The following is a 24,171-nucleotide window of genomic DNA, read 5'->3' on the forward strand; positions in this document are numbered from 1 at the left end:
GCCCCGCTCAGGCCTTGACCGGGGCGGCGGCGCCCGCCGCCTTCACCAGGCGGTCGCCGGGGCCGACCGACTCCCACAGTGCCTTGTCGACGCGGAACTTCCCGGTGCCGCCCGCCGACAGGCGGACCTCGACGTAGTGGTAGAGGCCGGAGCCGTCGGTCGCCCGTCGGGTCCTGTCCACCACGACACCCTCCCAGGCGTCCTCTTCACGTACCTTGCGGGATTTCGGCATGGTGGCACTCTAGGGCGTGTTTCGAAAGCAGCGCCGTCCGTCCGGAGGGCGAGTGCGCGTGCCAGGCGTCACGGGGCTGGGGGCACCTCCCGGCCGAAGGCTGGGGGAGGGACTTTCGAAACACGCCCTAGGCCCCCCGCGGGGCGAGGGCGTGCGCCTGCCCTCACCGGTACGGCCGGTCGAGGACCCTGCGCGCGACCCGTGCCGCCGCCTCGCTCTCGGCGGCGGCGGGCGAGAGTTCGCTGAGGGTGTCGAGGTCGGTGTCCTGCCGCAGCTCGTCCTCCCAGGTGGCGGCCAGGCTCTCCTGCTCCGCGCGCGGCAGGCCCTGGACGTGTTCGCGGTGGTGCGGGTCGAGGGCGGCCAGGAACCGCTCGACGGTGTCGATGGCCATCTGCTCCTCCTCGGACGCGGGGCGCCGGTCCGGACGGTCAGCGGCGTGCGAGGCGCCGCTCCCCGCCGGCGCCGGGAACGTAGGGCAGGTCGTAGTGCTGGAAGACAGCGGCCTCCTGCTCGGCGGGCAGGACGTCGTCCGTGCCGATGGAGGGCGCCTTCTTGACCAGACCCTTGGGCTGGGCGACCTTGAGGTAGTCGGGCCCCACGACCGCGCCGTCGACCGGTACGAACAGCAGGCGCTGCCGGGTGGGCAGCCCCGCGCGGACGGTCACCATGGACGGCTCGTCGGTGCCGGTGTCCACGTAGACCGCCTCCAGCGCGCCGATCTTGTGGCCCTCCTGGTCGACCACGTCGCGGTTGCGCCACTCACGGAGGTCCGCCGAACGAATCATGTCTGCTCCCTGCCGCTTTCCCGCCGCTCCCTTGCCGTAGTACGGATGAGTGACCCGGGCGCCGGGGAGTAAACACGCCGGTGGCCGGGGCGGGGGACGCCCCGGCCCGCGGTGTCAGCTGATCCGCCACCGCTGGGGCGGCGAGCCGGTGCCGGGGCGCTGGGTCACGGCGGCGCCCCGGTCCGCCGACGCGGCGGTCAGGAGCAGTCCGCTGTGCACCGAGGTCACGGTGAACGCTCCGTTCGTCAGGCGCCTGAGCGTCCAGTGCTGGTTCTCGCCGCCGGTGCACGGCCACTGGATCACCTGGGCGCCGGCCGCGGTGGAACCGCCGTCGACGTCCGCGCACAGTCCCGAGGCGGTGTTGACGATCTCGTACGAGCCGTCGTCCTGCCGCGCGAACCGCCACCTCTGGTGGGCGCCGCCGTTCGCCGTCCCGGCGGTGAGCCGCGCCCCGGCGGCGGTGGTGCGACCGGGAACCTCCAGGGCCCGGCCCGCGTTGGTGAGGGCGTGGGTGCCGTCGAGCACGGGCGCCGCGCCGGTGGGCGTGAGCGTCAGCGTCTGCTCGGCCGCGGTGCGCGTGCCGCCGACCGGCCCGGCGCCGGTGGCGTTCCAGAACCGGGCCGGTGTGGTCTCGGCGGCCCGAGCGGAGTCGCCGGACAGGCCGATCACCAGGCCGCTGTAGCGGTTGACCAGCCGGTACGTGCCGTCGGGTGTGCCGCCCGCCGAGGTGGCCGGGATCACCCACCACTGCTGGCCCACGGTGGCGCCGCCGGGCCCCGCCGCGGTGACGGTGGGCCGGGTACCCCAGGCGCGCTGGGCGGTGGTGGAGGAGTCCACGCCGAGCAGGCCGCCGGTGGCCGCGTTGGTGACGCGGTAGGAGCCGTCACCGTTGCCGGTGAAGATCCACGACTGCAGGGCCGAGCCGTCCGGGTGCGCCTGGGAGGTCGTGGCGGAGGCGCCGCGGACCTGGGCGAGGACCCGGTTGCCGCCGCTGGAGACGCGGTAGGTGCGGCTGGGGTCGAGAGGCCGGGCGGGCGCCGAGGAGCCGATGGTGACGTCGACGTACTCGCCGGAGGAGTCGTCCGAGCAGCCGAAGGAGCAGTAGGAGCGGAACGACCTGCCGACGACGCCCGAACTGGTCCTGTTCGCCGTGTCCAGGAACCAGCGGTACCAGGACGCGTTGGTGTGCGTGCCGGTGTCGCCGATCAGCCGCCACTTCTGCGTGGCCAGGTCGTCGGTGGCGTAGAACTGCTGCGGTGCCTTGCCGCTCTGGTCCACGCCCTGGGGTTCGCCGATGTACAGCCCCAGGTAGGCGTCGTAGGTGATGTCCATGACGAACAGGGGCGAGGTCGGGGGCATCGTGCCCGCCGCCACCTGCCGGCTCGCCGTCCCGCTGTTCGCCGGGTCGTACTCCTCGGCGGCGGGGGTGTAGCCCGTGGGGTGCGCGGTGTCGGCAGGCACCATGTTGCTCTCCCGGCCGCCCACCCCGGGCTGCGACCAGGCGCCGTCGTACCACTTCCGCCAGGAGTCCGGCGCCATCTTCGCGGCGATGGGGGCCCGGGCCACGTGCGCGTGGAAGGCCTTCCAGCTGCCGCCCTTGTCCACGATCCGGGAACCGTAGAAGACGTAGAAGTAGCCGGAGGCGGTGTCCACGAACAGGCGCGGGTCACCGTCGCCGTAGTCGAACGTCTGCTGCGGGAAGGCCGCCGTGTCGCCGCGCTTCGTGCTGTACGGGGAGGTGAGGACGTGGTTCTCGATCGTCCACGTCCTGCCCCGGTCCCTGGAGACGGCGTAGTCGATCGCGTCGTAGTGCAGGCCGTCCCCGAAGGGCTGCGGGGTGAACTCGTTGTGGACCAGGCCGTACCAGTCGCCCGTGTCCGGGTCGACCCACACACCCGCCAGGTCGCAGTAGTTCTTCTGGGCGTAGTGCGACCCGGCGGGGGCGTAGCTCGACTCCACGCCGGTGGGGCTCGTGTTGCAGCGCCAGGTGGTGTCGCCGTTGCGGTCGCGGGAGTCGGCCGGGTTCACCGCGTCGCTCAGCGCGCCGTCGCGGGTGGCGGAGTCGAAGTCCTTGCCGGTGAAGAAGGTCCACGCGCGGCTGTCGTTCGCGCCGTACAGCGAGTGGGCCTGCTGGAAGTGGAAGGTGCCGTCCTTGTCGATGTAGGGGGCGGCCGGGGTGTCGTCCGGGTGGGGCCAGGAGCCCTTCGCGCCGACGGTGACGGTGTAGGCGGGGTCGGCGGCGCCGGGCGCCGGTGTCGCGGGGGCGGCCAGGGCGCTGCCGCCGGTCAGGGCCGTCGCCGTGGCGAGGAGCGCGGCGACGAGCCCCGCGGCCAGTCTCTTGCGGTGAGGTGACACAGGTCCTCCTTGCTCGGGGCGGGGCCGCGCCGGCTGCGCGGCCCCTGGGTGTGGTTCCTGTGCGTGACGGCGGACCGGTGTCCGGACCGGTCCGGTCCTCGGCCCCCGTGCCCGTACGCCCGGCCCGGTGCGCGGCCGTGGCGCCACGGCGGTCAGTCGAACGTCTCGACGTACTCCTGCGCCGCTCCGAGGTCCGGGCGGTCGGTGAGGGCGAGGTGGTCGCCGAACCGTTCCAGCTCCAGGACGGTGAGGGTGTTCCCGCCCGCACGCAGCAGCGGGCCGGGCAGGTAGAGCGTGGTCTGCGGTCCCCTCTCCCAGTAGCGGCCCAGCAGCGTGTCGCCCACCCAGACGAAGCCCTTGCCGAAGCCGGGCAGGGCGAGGAAGGTGTCGGCGGGCTCGGTCACCGTCAGCCGGGCGGTGGCGAAACCCGCCCGGTCCTCGCGCGGCGCCGCCGCCGCGGCACGCTCGACGTCCTGCCGCGTCCAGGTGTCCAGCGGCAGCCGGCGCATGGTCCAGCCGTGGACCAGCCGCCGGTCGACGCGGACGCCGCCCAGGATGCCCTTGCCCTGCCCGAGCAGCGGGCCGTAGTTGATCCGGCCCTGGTTCTCCACCAGCAGTTCCAGGCGCACCCGCGCCCCGGCGCCCGGCACGGTGAACGAGGCGGTCTCGCGGTCCAGTACGGCCACGGGGACGCCGTCGACGAACACCTGGGCGCGGTCGTGCAGCCCCGTGACGGTCAGCTCCTGGCGGCCCGGCGGCAGCAGCGGCTCGGCGGTGTACAGCACCAGGCCGGATGACTGCCCCAGCTCCTCGAAGCTCAGCGGCAGCGGAGCGTGGACCGGCTCGCCCACCGACCGCAGCGCGGGCAGCAGGGCCGACCCCCGGGTGACCTCCAGCGTGCGGGGCGCGAGCAGTGGCGGATCGGCGGGCGGCTCGGGGACCTCGCGGCCGGGCCCGGTGAACGGTGTCAGCCGCTTGCGCAGCGCGTGGAACTTCTCGGTGAGCGCGCCGTGTTCGGCGATCGGCGCGTCCGAGTCGTAGCTGGTGACGGTCGGCTGGAGGCGTTCACCGTCGTGGTTGGCACCGGCCCACAGCCCGAAGTTGGTGCCGCCGTGCGCCATGTACAGGCTGACCGAACCGCCCGCTTCGAGGATCCCGCCCACGTCCTCGGCCGCGCTGCCGGCGGACCGCACGTGGTGCGGCTCGCCCCAGTGGTCGAACCAGCCGTTCCAGAACTCGGCGCACAGGAACGGCTCGTCCGGCCGGCGGGCGCGCAGCAGCGCCGCCGCCTCGGCCGGACGGGAACCGAACGTGGCCGCCGCGAGGTGCCCGGGCAGGCTGCCGCCGTCCTGCATCAGCGCGGTCGGCCCGTCGGCCGTGTACAGCAGCTCGGTGACACCCCGCTCCACCAGCGCGTCGCGCACCCAGCGGACGTAGTGCTGGTCGTCGCCGTAGCTGCCGTACTCGTTCTCGATCTGCACCGCCACGACCGGCCCGCCCCGGCCCGCCTGGAGCGCGGCGACGCGCGGGACCAGCTCGTCGAACCAGCGTCCGACCGCGTCCAGGAACGGCCCGTAGGAGGTACGCAGGCGCATGCCGGGCGTGCCGGTCAGCCAGGCGGGCAGCCCGCCGTTGTCCCATTCGGCGCAGATGTACGGCCCCGGGCGCACGATGACGTCCAGTCCCGCGTCCTGTGCCAGCGCCACGAAGCGCGGCAGGTCCCGCTCGCCGTCGAAGCGGACGTCGCCCGCGGTGCGCTCGTGGAAGTTCCAGGGCACGTAGGTGTCCACGGTGTTCAGACCGAGTGCCGCCAGCCTTTCGAGCCGGTCGGCCCACTGTTCGGGACGGACCCGGAAGTAGTGCAGGGAACCGGCCAGGACGCGGTGCGGGCGGCCGGCGCGCAGCAGGGTGCCGTCGGCGAAGGCCAGGACGGCCGGGCGGGCGGCGGCCGCCGTGCCGGGGGCGGCGGTGGCGGCCGCGGTGGCGGGGGCGGTAGCGGTGGCGGGGGCGGTAGCGGTCTGCGGTGCGGAAGGGGTCACTTGACGGCTCCGGCGGTCATGCCCGCGCGCCAGAACCGCTGGAGCGCGAGGAAGGCGATCAGAAGCGGGACGACGGACACCAGGGAGCCGATGACGACCAGCGGGGGAGGAACGGCGACATGGCTCGCGTTCCAGCCGACCAGGCCGACCGTGACGGGCTGCAGCCGGTCGTCGCCGAGCACCATCGCGGGCAGCAGGTAGTTGTTCCAGATCTCCACGAACTGGAACAGGAAGATCGTCACCAGCGCGGGCAGCATCATCCGCACCCCGATCGTACGGAAGATGCGGAACTCGCCCGCGCCGTCCAGCCGTCCGGCCTCCAGGACCTCGTCGGGCACGGTCTGCGCGGCGAACACCCGCGAGAGGTAGACCCCGAACGGACTGACCACGCTCGGCAGCAGCACCGCCAGCGGGTTGTCGATCAGGTGCACCCCGGAGAACATCAGGTACAGCGGCAGCGTGAACAGCACCTTGGGCACCAGCACGGCGGCCAGCACCGCGCCGAACACCGCGCCGCGACCGGGGAAGTCGTACTTGGCGAGCGCGTAGCCGGCCAGCGCCGAGAAGGCGGTGCCGAGGACGGCGCCGACACCGCAGTACAGCACGCTGTTGAGCATCCAGCGCCAGAAGATCCCGCCGTCCTGGCCGCTGAGCCGGGCGATGTTGCCGAACAGGCCGAAGCCGTGGAACCACAGGCCGCTGCCGGAGAACTGCTCGCCGAACGGCTTGGTCGCCGACACCAGCAGCCACCACAGCGGGAAGAGGAAGTAGAAGGCCGACAGGCCCAGCAGCGCGACGACCGTGGCCCGGCTCGCCGGACGGCTCTCACGGCGCGAGCGGACCAGGGCGGGCCGTGTGCTCAGCGCGCTCATGCCTGCTCCTCCCCGCGGTGGGTCAGCTTGAAGAACACGAAGGACACGACACCCACCAGGAGGGCGAGGAGGACGGACTGGGCCGCGGCGTACGGGTAGTTGCCCGCCGCGACCGCGCTCTGCGCGGACATGATCGGAGTGAACGTCGAGGACACCGAGCCGTCGGAGACCGGCTGGAGCACGGTCGGCTCGTTGTAGAGCTGCGCGGAGCCGATGACGGAGAACACCGCGGTGAGCACCAGCGCGCCGCGCACCGCCGGGATCTTGATGCTCCAGGCGATCCGCGGGGCCGACGCCCCGTCCATCCGGGCCGCCTCCAGCACCTCGGCCGGGATCGACTGGAGCGCCGCGTAGATGATGATCATGTTGTATCCGGCCCAGCTCCAGGTGACGATGTTGGCCACCGACCACAGCACCACCTCGCTGTGGAAGAACGGGATCGAGACACCGATCGGGTGCAGCAGCCGGTTGATCGGGCTGGACTGCGCCGAGTACATGAACGACCAGACCAGCGCGGCGCTCACGCCGGGGATGGCGTAGGGCAGGAAGCTGGAGAGCCGGAAGAAGCTCTTGCCGCGCGCGGAACGGGAGTCGATCAGCAGGGCCAGTGCCAGGGCCACCCCGAGCATCACCGGGACCTGGACCAGGCCGAACAGCGCCACCCGGCCGAGCGAGGACAGGAACGCGTGGTCGCCGAACGCCCGGCTGTAGTTGCCCAGCGGGTCGAAGACCCTGGTCGGCGCGGTGAGGCCGAGGCCGGAGCGGTGGACGGTGAAGAGGCTGCCGACCGCCGCGTAGCCGATGGGCGCGACGTACATCGCCGCGAACAGGACGAGGAAGGGCGCGCAGAAGAGCAGGGGCCGCAGGCGGCGCGCGCGGTACGCCGGGGCGGGGGCGGGTGTGGACGCCGGGACGGAGGCGGGCGCGGGGCCGGGGCCGCCGGCGTCCGCGGCGGGCCGGCCGGGGCGGGCGGCCGCAATGGTGCCGGCCGCGTCGATCACGGACTCGTTCACTCGGCGACCTTCAGGCCCTGCTTCTTCATCTCGCCCACGGTCTGGTCCTGCGCGGTGTGCAGTGCGCCGGCGATGGTGCCCTTGCCCGCCCAGGCCTTGCCGAGGCCGTCGTCGAGGTCGGCGGCGGTCTTGGTCATCAACGGCCCCCACGTCCAGGAGGAGTTGACCTGGGGAGCGGCGGCGGCGAACACGTCGTAGATCTTCTGGCCGCCGAAGTACGGGTCGCCGCCCTTCAGCTGGGGCAGGTCGAGAAGCTTCTTCGCGGCCGGGTACAGCGCGGCCTTCTCGACGAGCGTGCCGAAGGCGGCGCGGTCGGTGCCGAGCCAGTGCGCGAACTCCCAGGCACCCTCGGCGTTGTCGCAGCCCTTGAGGACGGCCGTCGCGGAGCCGCCCGCGTTGCCCGCCTGGGCGGCGCCCGCGGTCCACTGCGGCAGCGGTGCCACCGCCCACTGACCGGAGCCGCCCTTCGCGCCGCCCTTGATGACCCCGGCCTGCCACACCGCGCCGACGACGGTGGCGATGTCGCCGTCGCCGATGCCGGTGTACCAGGCCTGGTCGTACATCGGGGCGCCGCTGATCAGGCCGTCGTCGGCGAGGCCCTGCCAGTAGTCGGCGACCTTCCTGTTCGCCGCGGAGGCCATGGTGACCTGCCAGGCGTCGCCCTTGACGCCGAACCAGCCGGCGCCGGTCTGCCAGGCCAGGCCCGCGTAGTCGTAGTCCAGGTAGGGCGAGGAGATGTGGCGGTGCGGGTTCGAGGCGTGGATCTTCTCGGCGTCGGCCCGGTACTCGTCCCAGGTGGCCGGGGGCTTCAGGCCGAGCGAGTCGAAGACCTTCTTGTTGTAGACGAGCGCCATCGGACCGGTGTCCACGGGCGCGCCGTAGACACCGCCGCCCAGGGTCACCGACTTCCAGGCCGCCGGCTGGTAGTCGCCCTGGTCGGCGGAGGCGTACTTGCCCACGTCCTTGAGGGCGCCCTGCGCCGCGAAGCTCGGCAGGGTCTCGTAGCCGACCTGGGCCAGACAGGGGGCGTTGCCCGCCTTCACCGCGTTGAGCATCTTCTGGTAGCCGCCCTTGGCGCCCGGCTGGACGGCCTGGTAGGTGACCTTCAGGTCCGGGTGGCTCTTGTTGAACGCGGCGACGGCGTCGGCGTAGCCGGGTGCCCAGCCCCAGAATGTGATCGATCCCTTGCCGGAGGCGGAGGAGGAGCCGGAGTCGGAGCTGCCGCATGCCGTGGCGGTGAGGGCGAGTCCCAGGGCTCCCGCTACCCCGGCAATACGGACAATGGATCGCTTCACGGCTCCTCCTGAAGGGCTGGGTGGAGCGGAGGAGTTGCCTCCGCGGGGCCGCGCACACCGCGGAGGGCAGGGGCCCGGCGGTGGGACGGCGCGCTGATGGCGGAAACTATGGCAGAGAATGTTATCGATGCCAATAGGTGGCCTCCGCCAGGCCGCCGGACAGCAAAAAGGGCAGATGGCGGCGCGTGTGGGCGATATCATCGACTCCCGGTACGAGGAAGGAAGCCATGGCGAAGCACAGTGACGGCGGGGAGCGGCCGCCGGGCATGGCGGATGTGGCCCGGGTCGCCGGGGTGTCGGCGCAGACCGTCTCCCGGGTGCTGTCCGGCCACCCCAACGTGCAGGAGAAGACCCGCGCCAAGGTCCTGTCCGCGGTGGAACAGCTCGGCTACCGGCGCAACAACGCCGCCCGGATGCTCTCCTCGGGACGCAGCCGCACCATCGGCGTGGTCACGCTGCAGACGAACTTCTACTCACGGGCCGCCGTCACCTCGGGCATCGAGCACGCCGCCCAGGCCGCCGGGTACGCGGTGAGCACCGCCACCACCACCTCGCTGGACACCTCCGCCATCGAGGCCGCCCTGTCCCGGCTGGCCGACCAGGGCGTCGAGGGCGTCATCCTGTCGGTGCCGCTGAACCACAGCAGCCCCCGGATCGAGCAGCTCACCCGGGCCACGCCCACCATCACCATCGACGGATCGCGCACCGACGCCACCGAGGTCGTCGCCATCGACCAGGGCCTCGCCGCCCGGCTGGCCACGCGCCACCTGCTGGACCTCGGCCACGACACCGTCTGGCACATCGCGGGACCCGAGGAATGGCTGGAGGCCGCGGCCCGGCGCGAGGGTTGGCGCAGTACGCTCCGGGAGGCCGGCCGGCCGGTGCCCCCGCCCCTGGAGGGTGACTGGTCGCCGGCCTCCGGCTACCGCAACGGGCTGATCCTGGGCCGCATCCCGGACGCCACGGCCGTGTTCGTCGCCAGCGACGAGATGGCCTTCGGCGCGATCAGGGCGCTGCACGAGCTGGGCCGCCGGGTGCCCGAGGACATCTCGGTGGTCGGCGTCGACGACATCGAACTGGCCGAGTACTGCTCGCCGTCCCTGACCACCGTCGCCCAGCCGTTCAGCCAGATGGGCACGCTCGCGGTGGCCCACCTGCTGCGGCACATCGCCGATCCCGGGGCGGTGCCGGAACCGGCCTCGGTGGAACCGCAGTTGATCGTCCGGGCCAGCACCGCACAGCACGGTGCCCCGGCCGGTGGGGCCGGGGCACCGTAGGGACGCGGCCGGTCAGCCGGCGCAGTGGAACTTCGCGTCGGCCCAGTCGCCGTGGTCGCCGGACTTCGTGCCGTCCGTGTCGGTGACGACCAGGTGGACGTGGCGCGCTCCGGCCAGGGGCACGTCCACCGGCAGCGGGTCGGACTTGCCGCTGACCGTGGGCGAGGACCACACCTTCTTGCCGTCGGCGACGACCGAGAAGGAGACGCCGCCGTAGCCGTTGATCTCGTCGTCGATGCCCGCGGTCGCGGTGAGCGACGAGCACTGGCCGCCGAGCCAGAACTCGATGTCGGAGTCCGCGTGCACCCCGATGCCCTTGGCGTAGGTGGTCCCGTTCAGTGTGAGCGGATGCCCGTCGCCGGCCGCCGACTCCCCGTTGCTGAGGTTGCGTTCGGCCGGCCCGTAGCCGTTGGTGGAGTTCAGCCAGGGCAGGTCACCGGCCCAGCTGTCGCCCTCGGGCGGGGCGGGCATGGTGCGCAGGGCGGTGGGCTGCGTGGCGACGTGGTCCTCCCCGGCCGCCCGGTAACGGGCGCTGCCGGTCAGTACGGCCTCGCCCGCCTGGGCGCCCGTGGGAGCGGTCACGGTGAACTCCGCGCTCACCCGCTCACCGGGCCCGGCCCGGCCGACGTCGCGGGCGGGCGAGACGGTCCAGCCCTCGGGGGCGCTCAGCGAGAGCCGGGTCGCCGAGCTGCCGGTGCGGCCCGCGGTGAAGTCCACCGTGACCTTGCCGGACACACCGGCGCCGATCTCGTCCGGCGCGGTCACCGAGACGGTGCCCGCGGCACCGGCCACGTTGCCGCCGACCGCGCTCGCCCCGTCCAGGTCGATCCGGAAGCCGTGGGCGGTGCTCAGCGAGCGGGTCTTGACGTGGACGACGCCGGCCCGGTCGGAGGGGTCGTACCACCAGCCCTGACCGGCGGCGTCGAAGGCGGCCTTCGAGGTGAGGCGGGGCAGGCCGCGGCCGTCCAGGCGGACCTGGTGCGGGGCCGAACCCGTGTGCACGGTGAACGCGTACGGGCGGCTCTTCTGCTTGCCCGCGAAGTCGCCCCGCTCGGCGCCGGCCTCGATGCGCACCGCTCCGGCACCGCTGCGCGGCGCGGTCACGGTCACCGGCTGCTCGGCGTACTTGCCGTTGCGGTGCTGCCGGGTCACTCCGTCGTCCTCGTACAGGGTGAAGGTGCTGCGGCCCTGCGGGTAGACGTCCCAGGCGAGCGGCGAGTCGGCCGTGCGGTCCTGGTAGGAGTTGACGCCCGGCCACATCGGGATCGCCGCGCCCGCCTTCACGAACAGCGGCAGGGTGTCCAGGGGTGCCTGGTAGCCGTCGACCGTGGTGGGCCCGTGGTAGGTCCGGCCCGTCCAGTAGTCCACCCAGTCGCCCTTGGGCAGGTAGATGCCGTCACGGACCGTGGTGTCGCTGTAGACCGGCGCGACCAGGAAGTCCTCGCCGGTCAGGAACTCGTACTTGGCGGCATCGCTCGCCGCCTTCGCGTCGCCCGGGTACTCCAGGGCCAGCGGCCGGACGGCGCCGACACCGGTGCGGTTCGCCTCGGCCGCGTACGTGTACATGTACGGCAGCAGGGATTCCTTGAGCTTGAGGTACTTGCGGTTGATGCTGGTGTACGGCTCCCCGTACTGGTAGGGCTGCTTGTCCTTGGCGGCCCAGCCGTCCATGGTCATCACGGCCGGCAGGAACGACTTCCACTCCAGGTCACGGGTGTAGGTCTTGGCGCTGCCGCCGAAGATGCCGTCGATGTCGCCGGAGGTGTAGGCGAGCCCGGACATGGTGGCGCCGGCGTACGTCGGTATCTGCCAGCGGATGTAGTCCCAGCTGCCCGACTGGTCGCCGCTCCACTGCACACCGCAGCGCTGTGCGCCCGACCAGCTCTCCGGCGCCCAGGTGAAGCCGCGCGCGTCGCTGTTGTCCTCGATGCCCTGGTACGCCGCCTTGCAGCCGTCCAGGGCGAACTTGTAGCCGTCGCCCACCCAGGCCACGTCCAGCTTGGCCACCCGCTGGCCCGCCTTGACCTGGTCGGCCAGTTTGTCCAGGCCGTTCTCGGTCCACAGGCCCATCTGCATCTTGCGGGAGTTGAGGCCCTCGGCGGTCTCGGCCAGGTCCTCGTAGCCGCAGCCGTAGCCGTCGTTGACGAGCATCCAGCCCAGCGGCATGTCGTTCTTGACGTAGCCGTCGGCGACCTTGAGCGCGTCCAGGGTGTGGCGCTCGCCGCGGTTGGCGTTGTGCAGGTAGCAGTCGGAGTCGCCGACCTCCAGTCCGTAGACCGGCGGGAGCATCGGGCGGCCGGTCAGCGCGGTGTACTGGCCGATGACGTCCTTCGCGGAGTCACCGGCGAAGTAGTAGGCGTCGAACCGGTTCTCCTGCTCGGTCGTGGTGACCGGGTCGGTGAAGGCGTAGGTGCCGGGCGCGTAGGTGTTGCGGTAGACGCCGTAGCCCGCCGAGGACAGGTAGAAGGGCACCGAGTTGGGGTGGCCGCCCTCGTTCCAGTTGTAGTCGACGCCGACCTTGAGCGTCTTGCCGCGGTGCGAGGTGTTGCCGCTGCCGTTCTGCTCGCCCGTGCCGTAGAACTGCTCGTCCGCGCCGCGCGCCAGCGTCTGGGTGGTGGCGGTGCCGTCCCAGCTGATGCCGCGGCTCTCCTCCCACAGGCGGGTGCCGTCGGCGCGGTACAGGGCGAACCGCAGCGGCGACTTGTACGCGCGCAGGGTCACCTTGTCCGTGGACAGCTCGTAGCGGTCGCCGCGGTCACGCCAGCGGGTGGCCGGAGCCTTGCCCTGCGGCAGCACGATGTCGGTGCCGACGGGGTCGGTGAACGTGCCGTCGGGGGCCACCTCGATGCGGAAGGTGTCGGCGGAGACGAACGCGACCCGGGCCTTGGCGGTGCCCGCCGTGAAGGTGTACGTGGCACCGGAGTGGGAGAAGCCGGTGACCGCGCCGATGACGGTCGGTGTCCCGGTCGACGCGGACGCGGCGGCCCGGGCCGGCAGCGCCGGTCCGGCCGTGGTCGCGAGCACCGCGAGCACGGCCGCGGCCGCCAGGGCTGTCCCCGGGGAACGGTGGGCCTTGCGTCTGCGGGGTGGAGCGGTCATGTCGATCCCTTCGCACACGTCGGCGGATGCCTGGAAACGATGATTGAACGTGCTTGATAGCGAGCTCAAACAAGCAGAAACAATCACGCGAAGAAGGTATAGCGCACGGTCGTCCCGCTGACCAGGGTGCGGGCCGACCCGGCGCAAGGTCGGCGCCCCGCACGTCGGTTGCCGGTTTCCGGCATCGGCGGGGGCGGCCGGCAGGGTGCCGGGATGATCGGAATTCCAGAGGCGTTCGCACGGGGGACCGTCGAGCGCGAGGGGCCGACCGGAGCGGCCTGGACCGCGGAACTGCCCGAGATCGTCGAGGCGTTGCTGCGGCGCTGGGGGTGCGAGCCGGACGGCACGGTCCTGCACGGGGGAGTCGGGGTGGTCGTGCCCGTGCGGCGGCCCGGCGGGCAGCCCGCCGTGCTCAAGGTGTCGTTTCCGCATCCCGGCAACGTCCATGAACCGGACGCGTTCACCGCGTGGGGCGGACGCGGTGCCGTCCTGCTGCACGAGCGCGACGACCAGCGCTTCGCGATGCTCCTGGGGCAGGCCGGCACGTCGTCACCGGCACACTCGCGGGCGCGCCCCGCAGCCTAAGCGCCCCCCGAACGGGTGAATGCGCGCGGAGTTCCGCGTGTCCATGCCCGCCGTCGGCCACCCTGCTGCCTGTCGGACGAGGGGCCGGCCGGACCGCCGGAGCCCCACGACAGGGGGGAAGCCGTGCGGGGGAAGGTGCGCGCGTGACGACGAGAGGCGTGCCGCGGCACGTCGCCTGCGTGATGGACGGCAACGGCCGCTGGGCGGCGCGCAGGTCGCTGCCGCGCACGTCGGGGCACCGCGCGGCCGAGACGACGGTGATCGAGGTCATCGAGGCGGCCCGGTCCGCCGGGGTGGAGTGGCTCAGCCTGTACGCCTTCTCCACGGAGAACTGGCGGCGCCCGGACACCGAGGTCGACTTCCTCATGCACCTCGTACGGCGCGTCGTGCGCAAGCACGCGCCGCTGCTGCTCGCGCGCGGCATCCGCTGCCGGTTCCTCGGCGCGGCCGACTCCCGGATCCCGCCGTCCCTGGCCCGGGACTTCGACGACCTGACGACGCTGACCGGTGCCAACCGGGGCATGACGCTGACCGTGGCGTTCGACCACGGCGGGCGCGGCGACATCGTCGCGGCGGCGCGGTCACTCATCCGCAGCGGGGTGGCGGCCGAGGACGTGGACGAGCGGGAGTTCGCCGAGCACCTGCCCTTCCCCGACACCCCCGACGTCGATCTCGTCATCCGCACCTCCGGTGAGCAGCGCATCTCCAACTTCATGCTGTGGCAGGTCGCCTACGCCGAGTGGATCTTCCCGCAGGTGCTCTGGCCGGACTTCCGCGCGACGCACTTCCTGGAGTGCCTGCGCAGCTACCAGCAGCGCGAGCGCCGCTTCGGCGGCATCACCCCGAACGCGAACGGAGAACCCCCACCGTGACCGATGCCACCCCCCGCCCCCCGGACAGCCCCGGCCCCAGGACGCCTACCGGCGAGGACGGCCCCGTGCGGCAGGGCCAGGACGCCGGCACACCGCCGCTCTTCGGTCCCGGCTCGCAGTTCCACCAGTTCTTCGACGACCCGCGCTGGGCCCTTGCCATGATCCGGGCGACCGTGCTGGAGGCCGCCCACCCGCAGATCGGCGCCGCCCTGATCGACAACTCCGTGTTCGTGGCCCATCCCTGGCGGCGCCTGTGGAACACCTTCCGCAGCCTGCAGCGCATGTTCGGCGCCGACGAGCAGGTGCGGCTACGGGAGGCGGCCCGGCTGAACCGGATGCACGCGCGGCTCAGCGGCACCGACGCCCGTGACCGGCCCTACGACGCCATGGACCCCCGTGTCCGTGCGTGGGTGGCGGCGACCCTGTTCGAGAGCACCGTCACCATGTGCAGGCTCAGCGGCCAGCCGCTGGAACAGACCACCATGGAGCGCCTGTACGCCGAGTACCAGGGCTTCCTGGCGGCCCTCGGCGACGAGGCCGGCGAACTGCCGCCCACGCTGCACGAGTTCTGGCAGTACTACGACCGTGTGGTGGAGGAGGAACTGGAGAACACGGAAGCGCTGCGCATCATCCTGTACAAGCTCTTCGACCACCTGCCCGCACCACCGCTCCTGGACGCTCTGCCCACCGTCTGGGCGGCCGGCCGGGCCCTCGCCGGGCCGGTCATCGGCACCATCACCGTGGCCTCGCTGCCCGAAGCGTTCCGCCGCCGGGCGGGCCTGCCCGAGATCCCGGGCGCCCAGACCCTCACCCAGGGCGCCTACCTGGCCGTCGGCCTGGCACGTTTCCTGCCCGACGGCTGGCTCCGCGCGGACGGGCTCGCGGAACTGCTCTCCCTCACCCCGGACAGCGACGACCCCCGGGCCCGGACGGTCGCGGCGGTGCGCGACGGGGTCAAGCGGGCCGGTGCCCTGATCCGGCTGGTCGCCCCCGTGCCCGCGCAGCCCGCTCCGCCCCCGCCCACCGGGTCCCGGCGCGGTGCCGAGGAGTTCTTCGACGCCGTACTCGACCAGACGGGGGACGGCTATCTCGACTGGCCCGACCTCGCCGCGATGGCCCGTGAGGTGGCAGGCCGCCTCGACCTGGACGAACCGCAGGAGACCAGGCTCTACGACGCGTACGCGGCCTGGTGGCGGGAGTTGCAGTCCGCCCTGGACACCGACGGCGACGGGCGCGTCAGCAAGGAGGAGTACGCCGCCGCCGTGCCCGCCCTCGCCGGACCCGCGCTCATCCGGGTCGCCGAGGTCCTCTTCGACGTCACCGACGCCGACGGCAACCAGAGCATCGACGCGGACGAGTACCGGGCGCTGTTCCGCACCGCCTTCCGGCGCGAGGTGTCCGACGGCGAGGCGACGTACTCGCGCGGTGCGTTCGTGCAGGACTTCCTCTCCTTCATGGCGGGCCGCAGGCGTTCGCGTGCCTACGACTCCCTGCTGGCCGATTCCTGAGAGGAAGGTCCGGCGGCGGCTCGCAGGGGGCGGGAGAGGGAGGGCGGGAGCGGGCCTGGGATCAGGCGGCAGCCTTCTTCTTCCGCCGCCCGCCGCCGGACAGGGCGTCGACGAGCTGGTCGCGGCTCATCTTCGACCGGCCGGGAAGGCCCTCGTCGGCGGCCCGCCGGTACAGCTCGGCCTTGCTCAGCCGGTGCAGTTCGTCCTTGCCCCGGGGCCTGGACCCCGAGCCGGGCGCCGACCTGGACGCGGAGCCCGAGGCGGACTTGTTCCCCGTTCGCGACACAGGCTCCCGCGACGCGGGCTTGCCTCCGGCCCGCGACGCGGACTTGTCCCCGGCGCCCGGCGAGGACTTGCCCCGGGTCCCCGGCGCGGACTTGTCCCCGGTCCTGGGCGAGGACTCGGGCCCTGACCGGGATCCGGAGCGGGCCCGTTCCACACTGCCCCGCAGCACGTCCATCAGGTCGACCACGTTGGTCGCCTGGGGTGGCTCCGCGGCCGGAGTGATCTCCTGGCCCTCCGCCTTCGCCCGGACCAGCTCGCGGACCTTCTCCTGGTAGGTGTCGTGGTAGCGGGCCGGGTCCCAGGGGCTGGTCAGAGCGCCCACCAGCTGGACCGCCATGTCGAGTTCCCTGCCCCGCCCGGCCCGGCCGGAGGGCAGTTCCGGCAACTCCTTCTCCGGGTCGCGGACCTCGTCGGCCCAGTGCAGGGTCTGCAGCACCAGGACCTTGTCCTCCGCGCGCACGGCGGTCAGGTACTGCTTGCTGCGCATGACGAAGGTGGCGATGCCGGCCTTGTTCGCCTTCTCCAGTGCGGTCCGCAGCAGCTCGTAGACCTTCAGGTACTCCTTGCCGCGCGGAGCGAGGTAGTAGGTGCGGGCGAAGTACACCGGCTCGATCTCATCGAGACCGACGAAGTCACTGATGTCGATGGTCCGGGAGCGGCCCGGCGCGATGTCGTCCAGTTCGTCCGGCTCGACGACGACGTACTCTCCCTCACCGGCTTCGAAGCCCTTGACGATGTCGTCGCTGCCGACCTCCTCGCCGGTGCGTTCGTTGACGCGCCGGTTGCGGATCCGGTCGGAGGTGCCGCGCTGCAACTGGTGGAAGTGGACGGTGTGGTCCTCGGTCGCGGTGAACAGCCCGACCGGCACCGTGACCAGCCCGAACGTGATCACGCCTGTCCAGATCGCCCGAGCCATGCCGCACTCCCGTCCCGCGCCTGCCACCGGACCGCCGGACGCGTCCCGCGCGGCCCCGCTCGTGCTCCACGGTGGCACCGCCACGCCCGCCGCGCGCGTCGAGCGTGCGGGCCGTGCCGGGCGTGGCGGCGAACCGCGGGTCAGGGACCGGTGTCCCCGGGGTGGGAGCACAGCCCGCCCCGGTAGGTGCTGTCGTACCAGGCGCCCGTCGCGTCGGCGTCCAGGTTGGTGCGGCCGGGACCGACGCACCGGTGGTACTTGCCCCGGAACAGGCGCGTGACCTGGATCCACACGTCGGTGTCGGTGGCGCAGTGCTCGTAGTAGGCGTGCTCACCCTGGGCCGCCTCGTTCCAGCCGCAGTTGTGCAGGCGGTGGCCGGCCGGTGCGGTGGCCGCCTGGGCCGGTGCGGTGACCGTGCAGGCGAGCAGACAGGCGGCCGCGTGGACGGCCAGGCCGATCAGCCGGGAACGGCGGCGGGGCCTGGGCGTGGGGGAGGGGTCACGTGACGTCAACGGAGGTCCTCTCGGCAGCGCGGCAGGCCGGACGGGCCCCGTGTCCCGTGCCCGCTCACTCGCGCGGGCGGCCCGGCCACCGGCTGCTGCTCTGTTCTGGTGTCCGGCCGGTCCAACGACCGGGTCCGGACACCGTCACGTGGCGCCCCGGGGCGCGCGAGGCACGCGAGGCGACGCGGGAGGGTCACGCGCCGGTGGCGTGCGCCTCCTGCGTCTGCCGGGTCGTGCGCCGTGCCATCCACGCGGCGACGAGCGCGCCGGAGATGTTGTGCCACACGGAGAAGACCGCGGCGGGCAGCGCGGCCAGCGGGCTGAAGTGCGCGGTGGCGAGGGAGGCGGCGAGTCCGGAGTTCTGCATGCCGACCTCGAAGGCCATCGCCCGGGATGCGGGGCGGCCGAGCCGGGTGAGCCGTCCGCAGCCGTACCCGAGGGCCAGCCCGCAGCCGTTGTGGAGCACGACCGCGAGGAAGACGGTGAGGGCCGCGGACTTCAGGGCGTCCGCGCTGCCCGCGACGACCACGGCGACGATCGCGGCGATGGCGAGCGAGGACAGCCACGGCATCGCGCCGAGCACCCGGCCTATGTACCGCCCCGCGACCAGGCGCACGACGACCCCGGCGATGACGGGCAGCAGTACGGTCTTGAGGATGTCCGTGACCATCGACCCGGCGTCGACGGGCAGGTACTGGCCCGCGAGCAGCAGCGTCAGCGGCGGGGTCAGCAGCGGTGCGAGGACGGTCGAGACGGTCGCCACGGAGACCGACAGGGCCACGTCGCCGCGGGCGAGGTAGGTGACCACGTTGGAGGACGTGCCGCTGGGCGCGCAGCCCACGAGGATGACGCCCGCCGCGAGCGCGGGGGACAGGTGCAGCACGTGCGCGATGAGCCAGCCGAGTCCCGGCATGATCACGTAGTGGGCGACGAGGCCCAGCAGGACCACCCACGGCCTGCGCGCCACGCCCTTGAAGTCCTCCAGGGACATGGTCAGACCCATGCAGAACATGATCACGCCGAGGAGGTAGGGCACGTCGGGGCCGTAACCGGCGAAGGCGCCGGGGAGCAGGAGCCCGGCGACGCCGGCGGCGATGACGAGGACCGGGAAGACGGTGACGGCCCGGCGGGCGGCGCGGTCCGCGGGGGTGGGGCCGGCCGCGCTCGCGGCGGTGCCGGTGGCTGCGGTCGGGGTCTCTGAGCTGCGCATAAGATGCATGTAAATGCCATGTATCGCTATGCGGCAAAGCCGTCTCGGTATGCGGACACCGGGGACGTCTCCGTGACGGCCGCAACGGCCGCGGCGGCCGCACGCGTGCGCACGTGAGCGGGTGGCGCGGACCACCGTCCGCTCCACCCGCAGCTCGGCTGTCGCCGGGTTCCGGCGGCTGTCGCCCGGCCGCCGCCGGGCTCAGACCAGCTTGCAGTGGTGGCCGGACTGCCAGGGGGCCCTGGTCCCGGCGCAGACCGCCACCGCCACGTTGCGCACGGAGGAGTTGCCCCACTGGAAGTGACTGACCTTGCCCCGCTGGGGGCCGGCCCCGGCTTCGGGGCCCGACCACTTCCAGGACCAGTGCCGCTCGATGACCTTCTGGTAGTGCACGTAGACGTAGGCCTTGTGACGGTCGGTGCGGGTGTCCTTGACGTAGGAGGAGGAGTAGTCGATCCGGGCGTTGTGCCGGTTGTCCCAGCACAGGTGGAAGGCGGTGTACGCCCCGGTCACGCCGCCCCTGCGGAACTGGTGGTGCGGCCAGTTGCGTCCGCACTCCAGTCCGGTCGCGGGCCGGGCCGAGGTGTGCTCGGCCGGGGTGAGGGCGGTGGTCGCCGGGGCCGCGGCGGCGCTGCCCGCCGGGGAGAGGAGGAGCAGGCTGCTGCCCAGCATCGGGCCGGCCACGAGGGCCAGGTTCTTGCGGATGCGCATGGTGATGGTTCCCTGTCCTTGGGTGGTTCGCGCGGGCGGGACATTCCGGGGAATGGCGGGCCACGGGAAGGAAATCCCAACCCCCCGAGGGTGAACAGCGGCGGCGTGTCCGTCTCGGTCAATGTGGCGCCGCCGGTTTCACCGGCACGTGCGAGGGAACCGCGGCTCGTACCGGACCCGCAGCCGCCCGCACCGGGGGCCGGTGTCCTTCGGGTGACGTCCGCGACGTAGGTGGCTCCGGGGCGGCCGGGGCGCGGACCCGGAACAGGCCGGAAGACCCGCCGCGGTTGCGCGCATCCCTCACCGCCGCGGGTGAATTGTCCTTGCGTGATGTTGACGCCGCGCGGGTCCGGCCCGGGGTCGCGCCGCCCGTTCACCAAGAACAAACACAGTCCGACAGGATCATTGCCTCGGTTGCGCGCGGGTCCTAGGGTGTGCCTGGTTCCACCGCCACCTCTGTCACCAGCAGCAGTGATCTGTTCCGGCATCAACTTCCGTTCGACATACCGACATTGCTCCTGTCGTCGACGCGACGTCCAACGAAAGCTCGTGTTCGGTTTACCAACAGCATCGGACAGCGGCTGACGCCCCGCCATTTCCGCGGTGGCCCCCTGTCCGTCTCGAGGAAGGCCATGGTCATGCAGCACCCGAACGTGCCCGGCACGGACCGCCCCGCCGGGGCGGTCGTCAGCCGCCGCCGTCTCCTGGAGTCGGGAGCGGCCGTCCTCGGTGCGCTCGCCGTCTCCTCGGCGTCACTGCCGTCGCCCGCGTACGCGACGGCCCCCGCCCCCGGCGCGCCCCCCGCACCGGGCGTCACGGCCACGGGCACCGAGTGGAACGGTCACATCGACGTCTTCCGGTTGGGGACCGAGCCGCCGCACACCACGCTCATGCCGTACGCGGACACCGCCCAGGCCCTGGCGGCCGACCGCACCCGTTCCCCGTACCGGCTGAGCCTCGACGGCAGGTGGCGGTTCTCCTGGTCCGACCGCCCCGACACACGTGACGACACCTTCTACCGCACCGACCTGGACGACTCCTCCTGGGACACCATCCCCGTCCCGTCCGTGTGGCAGATGCACGGCCACGACTTCCCGGTCTACGTCAACATCACCTACCCGTACTGGGGTCCCAACGGCCTCGGCGAGGAACCGCAGCCGCCGGCCGCCCCGACCCGCTACAACCCCGTGGGCCAGTACCGCCGTACCTTCACCGTGCCGCGCACCTGGACGGGACGGCGCACGTTCCTGCACTTCGAGGGAGTCAAGTCGGCCCACTACGTGTGGATCAACGGCAAACTGGCGGGCTACCACGAGGACTCGTACACGCCCGCCGAGTACGACATCACGCCGTACCTCCAGCCGGGCCGCAACCAGATCGCGGTGGAGGTCTACCGCTACTCCGACGGGGACTGGATGGAGGACCAGGACATGATCCGGCTGAGCGGGATCTTCCGCTCGGTCTACCTCTACTCCACCCCCGAAGTCCACCTGCGCGACTTCAAGCTGGAGACGCCGCTGCGCGACGACTGCACGGCGGCCGACCTGTCGGTGACCGCGAGCGTGCGGGCCTACGGCGGCGCGGGCGCCGGCCGGTACACCGTCGAGACGCAGCTCTACGACCGGCGCGGACACGCCGTCTGGCCGCGCCCCCTGGAGCAGAGCGCGGACCTCGGCTCCGTCCCCGCGGGCCAGGACGTGACGGTACGGGCCGCCAGGGCCGTCCCCGACCCCCGGCTGTGGTCGGCCGAACACCCCGAGCTCTACACCGCCGTACTGCGCCTGCGCGACCCGGCCGGAAAGGTGATCGAGACCCTCTCGCACCGGGTGGGACTGCGCGAGTTCGCGCTCAAGGACGGACTGATGCGGATCAACGGCAAGCCCGTCTCCTTCCGCGGCACCAACCGGCACGAGATGCACCCCGCCCGCGGCACGGCGCTCACCCGCGCGGACATGATCGAGGACATCGAGATCATCAAGCGGATGAACATGAACAGCGTCCGCACCTCCCACTACCCCAACAACCCGCAGTGGCTGGAGCTGGCCGACGAGTACGGCCTGTACCTGGTCGGCGAGACCAACCTGGAGACGCACGGCATCCGCGGCCAGTACCCGGGCGACCACGCCGACTGGACCCGGGCCTGCGTGGCCCGCGCCCAGAACATGGTCCACCGGGACAAGAACCACGCCAGTGTCGTCATCTGGTCGCTCGGCAACGAGGCGGGCGGCGGCAGCACCTTCGTCGCCATGCACGACTGGATCCGCTCCTACGACACCACCCGGGTCATCCAGTACGAGGGCGACGACCGCCCCGGCATCAGCGACATCCGCTCCGCGATGTACGAGAGCCCCGCCCGGGTCGAGGCCCGCGCGAAGGACACCGGTGACACCCGGCCGTACGTCATGATCGAGTACTGCCACGCGATGGGGAACTCGAACGGCAACTTCAAGAAGTACTGGGACATCGTCCGCCGCCACGACGTCCTGCAAGGCGGCTGGATCTGGGACTTCGTCGACCAGTCGCTGAACTGGCCGGCCCCCGCCCGCATTTCGCTCACCGAGACCGGCCCCCGCGCGCTCACCGGCGAAGTGATCGACCCCAGCGCCGGCTTCGAACGCGCCAAGGGTGTCTCCGGCACCACCGTCTTCCCCCGCGACGACAGCCTCGACCTCACGGGATCCTTCACCCTTCAGGCGTGGATCACCCCGCGCGTGACCGGCTACCACCAGCCCCTCGTGGCCAAGGGCGACACCCAGTACGCACTGAAGCAGACCAACGGCAACCTGGAGTTCTTCATCTACGGGGCCGGGCAGTGGGTCACCGCCAGCTGGGCGCTGCCCGCCGACTGGACCGGGACCGAGCACCACGTCGCGGGTGTCTTCGACGCCGAGGCGGGCACCCTCACGCTCCACGTCGACGGTGCGGTCAAGGCGACCCGGACCACGACGGTGCGGCCCAGCAGCAACACGGCGCCGCTGGCCCTCGGCGGTGACGTCGACAACTCGACGCGGCAGTTCAGCGGCACCATCCGCCGGGCGCGTGTGCACGCCCGCGCGCTGACCGCCGCCGAACTCGCCTCCGACGGCCGCGGCCCGGGCGACGAGGGTGTGCGGCTGTGGTTCGACGCCGCCACCGCCGCCGTCGGGCGCGAGCGGCCTCAGGAGCGGACGTTCCTCGCCTACGGCGGCGACTGGGGCGACAACCCCAACGACGGCAACTTCCAGGCCGACGGCATCGTCACCGCCGACCGCGGCCACACCGGCAAGGCCGCCGAGATCAAGCGCGTCTACCAGGCGATCAACGCGGCACCGGCCTCGGGCGCAGCAGCGGTCTCCGCCTCCGGGGCGATCACGCTGACCAACGAGTACCTGTTCACCGACCTCTCCGAGTTCGACGGGAGTTGGTCGCTGATGGCGGACGGCGAGGTGGTGCGCCGCGGCAGGCTCACCCGGGACCAGACGGACGTGGGGCCGCTCTCCCGGAAGGACATCACCGTGCCCCTGCGGCTGCCCGCCCACCCGGCACCGGGAACCGAGTACTTCCTCGAACTCTCCTTCACCACCAAGGAGTCCACACCGTGGGCCGAGGCCGGCTTCGAGGTGGCCAGGCAACAGCTCCCGCTCGACGCGAGCGGCCCCGCCCTCACCCCGGCACCGCTGGAGAGCGTCCCGGCCCTGCGCCACCACGAGGGCGACACGACCGTCACCGTCACCGGCAGGGGCTTCGCCGTCACCGTCGACAAGCGCAGCGGGGTCATCACGTCGTACGAGGCCGCGGGCCGCCGGCTGATCACCTCGGGGCCGGCGCCGAACTTCTGGCGCGCCCCCACCGACAACGACCGGGGCAACGGCCAGCACACCCGCAACCAGACCTGGCGCGACGCCGGCAGCCGCCGCACGGTGCAGGACGTCAGCGTACGGGCCCTGCGCGACCGGGCCGTCGAGATCAGGGTCAGCGGCACCCTGCCCACCACCGTCGAGTCGGCGTACACCACCACCTACACGGTGTTCGGCAACGCCGAGATCAAAGTGGACAACACCCTGCACCCGGGTGCGGCGAGCCTGCCCTACGTCCCCGAGATCGGCACGCTGCTGTTCCTGCCGGGCCGCCTGGAGCACCTGCACTACTACGGGCGGGGACCGGAGGAGAACCACTGGGACCGCAACGACGGCACCGACGTCGGCCTGTACTCCGGCACCGTCTCGGGCCAGTGGACCTCCTACATCCGGCCGCAGGAGAACGGCAACAAGACCGACGTCCGCTGGGTCGCGCTCACCGACGGCGACGGCCACGGCCTGCTCGCCTCGGGGGAGCCGCTGCTGGAGTTCAACGCCTCGCACTTCACCCCGGAGGACCTGTCGGTCGGCGCGCGCCACGACTACCAGCTCACCGCCCGCGAGGAGGTCGTCCTGCGGCTGAACCACCGTCAGATGGGCGTGGGCGGGGACAACAGCTGGGGTGCGCACACCCACGACGAGTACAAACTCCTCGCCGACCGCGACTACAGCTACACCTACCGGCTGCGTCCGCTCACCGCCGTGCGGGGGGCGACCGCGGCCACCCGCCGCCCGACCGCGGGGACGTTCCAGGAGTGACACGCCGCGCGGCCCGGGA

The 24,171-nt window shown here is 72.4% G+C and carries 17 protein-coding genes and 1 pseudogene; 5 read left to right on the top strand and 13 right to left on the bottom strand.

All coding sequences use genetic code 11. The annotated features are described in order from the left end of the window. Nucleotides 1-7: 7 nt before the first annotated feature. The 8 genes from ACFC02_RS04510 to ACFC02_RS04545 form a co-directional block, all read right to left on the bottom strand. Nucleotides 8-232, bottom strand: coding sequence for a hypothetical protein (locus ACFC02_RS04510; RefSeq protein WP_376352059.1), 225 nt, complete (start codon nucleotides 230-232; stop codon nucleotides 8-10). A 163-nt stretch (nucleotides 233-395) separates the two neighbouring features. Beyond that, nucleotides 396-623: a hypothetical protein gene (locus tag ACFC02_RS04515; RefSeq protein ID WP_376352061.1), complete on the bottom strand. Its 228-nt coding sequence runs from the start codon at nucleotides 621-623 to the stop codon at nucleotides 396-398. A 37-nt stretch (nucleotides 624-660) separates the two neighbouring features. After that, nucleotides 661-1,017, bottom strand: coding sequence for a PRC-barrel domain-containing protein (locus ACFC02_RS04520; RefSeq protein ID WP_360972944.1), 357 nt, complete (start codon nucleotides 1,015-1,017; stop codon nucleotides 661-663). 114 nt (nucleotides 1,018-1,131) lie between these two features. Next, the gene (locus ACFC02_RS04525; protein WP_376352063.1) at nucleotides 1,132-3,372 is read right to left on the bottom strand and encodes an RICIN domain-containing protein; all 2,241 of its coding nucleotides are present in this window, start codon (nucleotides 3,370-3,372) and stop codon (nucleotides 1,132-1,134) included. A gap of 152 nt (nucleotides 3,373-3,524) precedes the next feature. Then, complete coding sequence (locus ACFC02_RS04530; protein ID WP_376352295.1) at nucleotides 3,525-5,300, bottom strand: beta-galactosidase family protein; 1,776 nt, start codon at nucleotides 5,298-5,300, stop codon at nucleotides 3,525-3,527. Between the two features lie 107 nt (nucleotides 5,301-5,407). After that, nucleotides 5,408-6,283 (bottom strand): carbohydrate ABC transporter permease, encoded by an 876-nt coding sequence (locus ACFC02_RS04535; protein WP_376352066.1) that lies wholly within the window; start codon nucleotides 6,281-6,283, stop codon nucleotides 5,408-5,410. After that, nucleotides 6,280-7,296: a carbohydrate ABC transporter permease gene (locus tag ACFC02_RS04540; RefSeq protein WP_376352068.1), complete on the bottom strand. Its 1,017-nt coding sequence runs from the start codon at nucleotides 7,294-7,296 to the stop codon at nucleotides 6,280-6,282. Before ACFC02_RS04540 ends, ACFC02_RS04535 begins: the two co-directional genes overlap by 4 nt. Beyond that, nucleotides 7,293-8,591, bottom strand: coding sequence for an ABC transporter substrate-binding protein (locus tag ACFC02_RS04545; protein WP_376352070.1), 1,299 nt, complete (start codon nucleotides 8,589-8,591; stop codon nucleotides 7,293-7,295). The genes ACFC02_RS04540 and ACFC02_RS04545 overlap by 4 nt, the downstream gene beginning before the upstream one ends. A gap of 227 nt (nucleotides 8,592-8,818) precedes the next feature. Here ACFC02_RS04545 and ACFC02_RS04550 point away from each other — a divergent pair, with 227 nt between their 5' ends. Beyond that, nucleotides 8,819-9,868, top strand: a complete 1,050-nt coding sequence (locus tag ACFC02_RS04550; protein WP_376352073.1) for a LacI family DNA-binding transcriptional regulator — start codon at nucleotides 8,819-8,821, stop codon at nucleotides 9,866-9,868. A gap of 12 nt (nucleotides 9,869-9,880) precedes the next feature. On the opposite strand, the gene ACFC02_RS04555 is transcribed toward ACFC02_RS04550, so the two are convergent. Beyond that, on the bottom strand, nucleotides 9,881-12,967 hold the full coding sequence (locus tag ACFC02_RS04555; protein WP_376352076.1) for an NPCBM/NEW2 domain-containing protein: 3,087 nt from the start codon (nucleotides 12,965-12,967) through the stop codon (nucleotides 9,881-9,883). A 213-nt stretch (nucleotides 12,968-13,180) separates the two neighbouring features. Here ACFC02_RS04555 and ACFC02_RS04560 point away from each other — a divergent pair. The 3 genes and pseudogenes from ACFC02_RS04560 to ACFC02_RS04570 form a co-directional block, all read left to right on the top strand. Next, nucleotides 13,181-13,525: pseudogene (locus ACFC02_RS04560) on the top strand (aminoglycoside phosphotransferase family protein); the annotation flags it as partial. Between the two features lie 170 nt (nucleotides 13,526-13,695). Continuing rightward, nucleotides 13,696-14,424, top strand: a complete 729-nt coding sequence (uppS, locus tag ACFC02_RS04565) for a polyprenyl diphosphate synthase (protein WP_376352079.1) — start codon at nucleotides 13,696-13,698, stop codon at nucleotides 14,422-14,424. Between the two features lie 65 nt (nucleotides 14,425-14,489). After that, complete coding sequence (locus ACFC02_RS04570) at nucleotides 14,490-15,932, top strand: oxygenase MpaB family protein (RefSeq protein ID WP_376352298.1); 1,443 nt, start codon at nucleotides 14,490-14,492, stop codon at nucleotides 15,930-15,932. Between the two features lie 61 nt (nucleotides 15,933-15,993). On the opposite strand, the gene ACFC02_RS04575 is transcribed toward ACFC02_RS04570, so the two are convergent. The 4 genes from ACFC02_RS04575 to ACFC02_RS04590 form a co-directional block, all read right to left on the bottom strand. Beyond that, the gene (locus ACFC02_RS04575) at nucleotides 15,994-17,133 is read right to left on the bottom strand and encodes a Ku protein (RefSeq protein ID WP_376352082.1); all 1,140 of its coding nucleotides are present in this window, start codon (nucleotides 17,131-17,133) and stop codon (nucleotides 15,994-15,996) included. Between the two features lie 140 nt (nucleotides 17,134-17,273). Continuing rightward, nucleotides 17,274-17,645, bottom strand: a complete 372-nt coding sequence (locus ACFC02_RS04580; RefSeq protein WP_376352085.1) for a DUF6355 family natural product biosynthesis protein — start codon at nucleotides 17,643-17,645, stop codon at nucleotides 17,274-17,276. A 184-nt stretch (nucleotides 17,646-17,829) separates the two neighbouring features. After that, nucleotides 17,830-18,846, bottom strand: a complete 1,017-nt coding sequence (locus ACFC02_RS04585; protein ID WP_376352087.1) for a bile acid:sodium symporter family protein — start codon at nucleotides 18,844-18,846, stop codon at nucleotides 17,830-17,832. Between the two features lie 201 nt (nucleotides 18,847-19,047). Next, nucleotides 19,048-19,557 carry a hypothetical protein gene (locus ACFC02_RS04590; protein WP_376352090.1) on the bottom strand — a complete coding sequence of 170 codons (510 nt, stop codon included), beginning with the start codon at nucleotides 19,555-19,557 and terminating at the stop codon, nucleotides 19,048-19,050. 632 nt (nucleotides 19,558-20,189) lie between these two features. Here ACFC02_RS04590 and ACFC02_RS04595 point away from each other — a divergent pair. Further along, complete coding sequence (locus tag ACFC02_RS04595) at nucleotides 20,190-24,152, top strand: glycoside hydrolase family 2 TIM barrel-domain containing protein (RefSeq protein ID WP_376352092.1); 3,963 nt, start codon at nucleotides 20,190-20,192, stop codon at nucleotides 24,150-24,152. The last annotated feature ends 19 nt before the right edge of the window (nucleotides 24,153-24,171 follow it).

This window comes from Streptomyces sp. NPDC056160, assembly GCF_042268205.1.
Taxonomy (GTDB): Bacteria; Actinomycetota; Actinomycetes; order Streptomycetales; family Streptomycetaceae; genus Streptomyces.

Coding starts and splice junctions, on each gene's coding strand:
- ACFC02_RS04510 (WP_376352059.1), bottom strand. CDS start 232: ATGCCGAAATCCCGCAAGGTACGTGAAGAGGACGCCTGGGAGGGTGTC.
- ACFC02_RS04515 (WP_376352061.1), bottom strand. CDS start 623: ATGGCCATCGACACCGTCGAGCGGTTCCTGGCCGCCCTCGACCCGCAC.
- ACFC02_RS04520 (WP_360972944.1), bottom strand. CDS start 1,017: ATGATTCGTTCGGCGGACCTCCGTGAGTGGCGCAACCGCGACGTGGTC.
- ACFC02_RS04535 (WP_376352066.1), bottom strand. CDS start 6,283: ATGAGCGCGCTGAGCACACGGCCCGCCCTGGTCCGCTCGCGCCGTGAG.
- ACFC02_RS04550 (WP_376352073.1), top strand. CDS start 8,819: ATGGCGAAGCACAGTGACGGCGGGGAGCGGCCGCCGGGCATGGCGGAT.
- ACFC02_RS04555 (WP_376352076.1), bottom strand. CDS start 12,967: ATGACCGCTCCACCCCGCAGACGCAAGGCCCACCGTTCCCCGGGGACA.
- ACFC02_RS04575 (WP_376352082.1), bottom strand. CDS start 17,133: ATGGCTCGGGCGATCTGGACAGGCGTGATCACGTTCGGGCTGGTCACG.
- ACFC02_RS04585 (WP_376352087.1), bottom strand. CDS start 18,846: ATGCGCAGCTCAGAGACCCCGACCGCAGCCACCGGCACCGCCGCGAGC.
- ACFC02_RS04590 (WP_376352090.1), bottom strand. CDS start 19,557: ATGCGCATCCGCAAGAACCTGGCCCTCGTGGCCGGCCCGATGCTGGGC.
- ACFC02_RS04595 (WP_376352092.1), top strand. CDS start 20,190: ATGGTCATGCAGCACCCGAACGTGCCCGGCACGGACCGCCCCGCCGGG.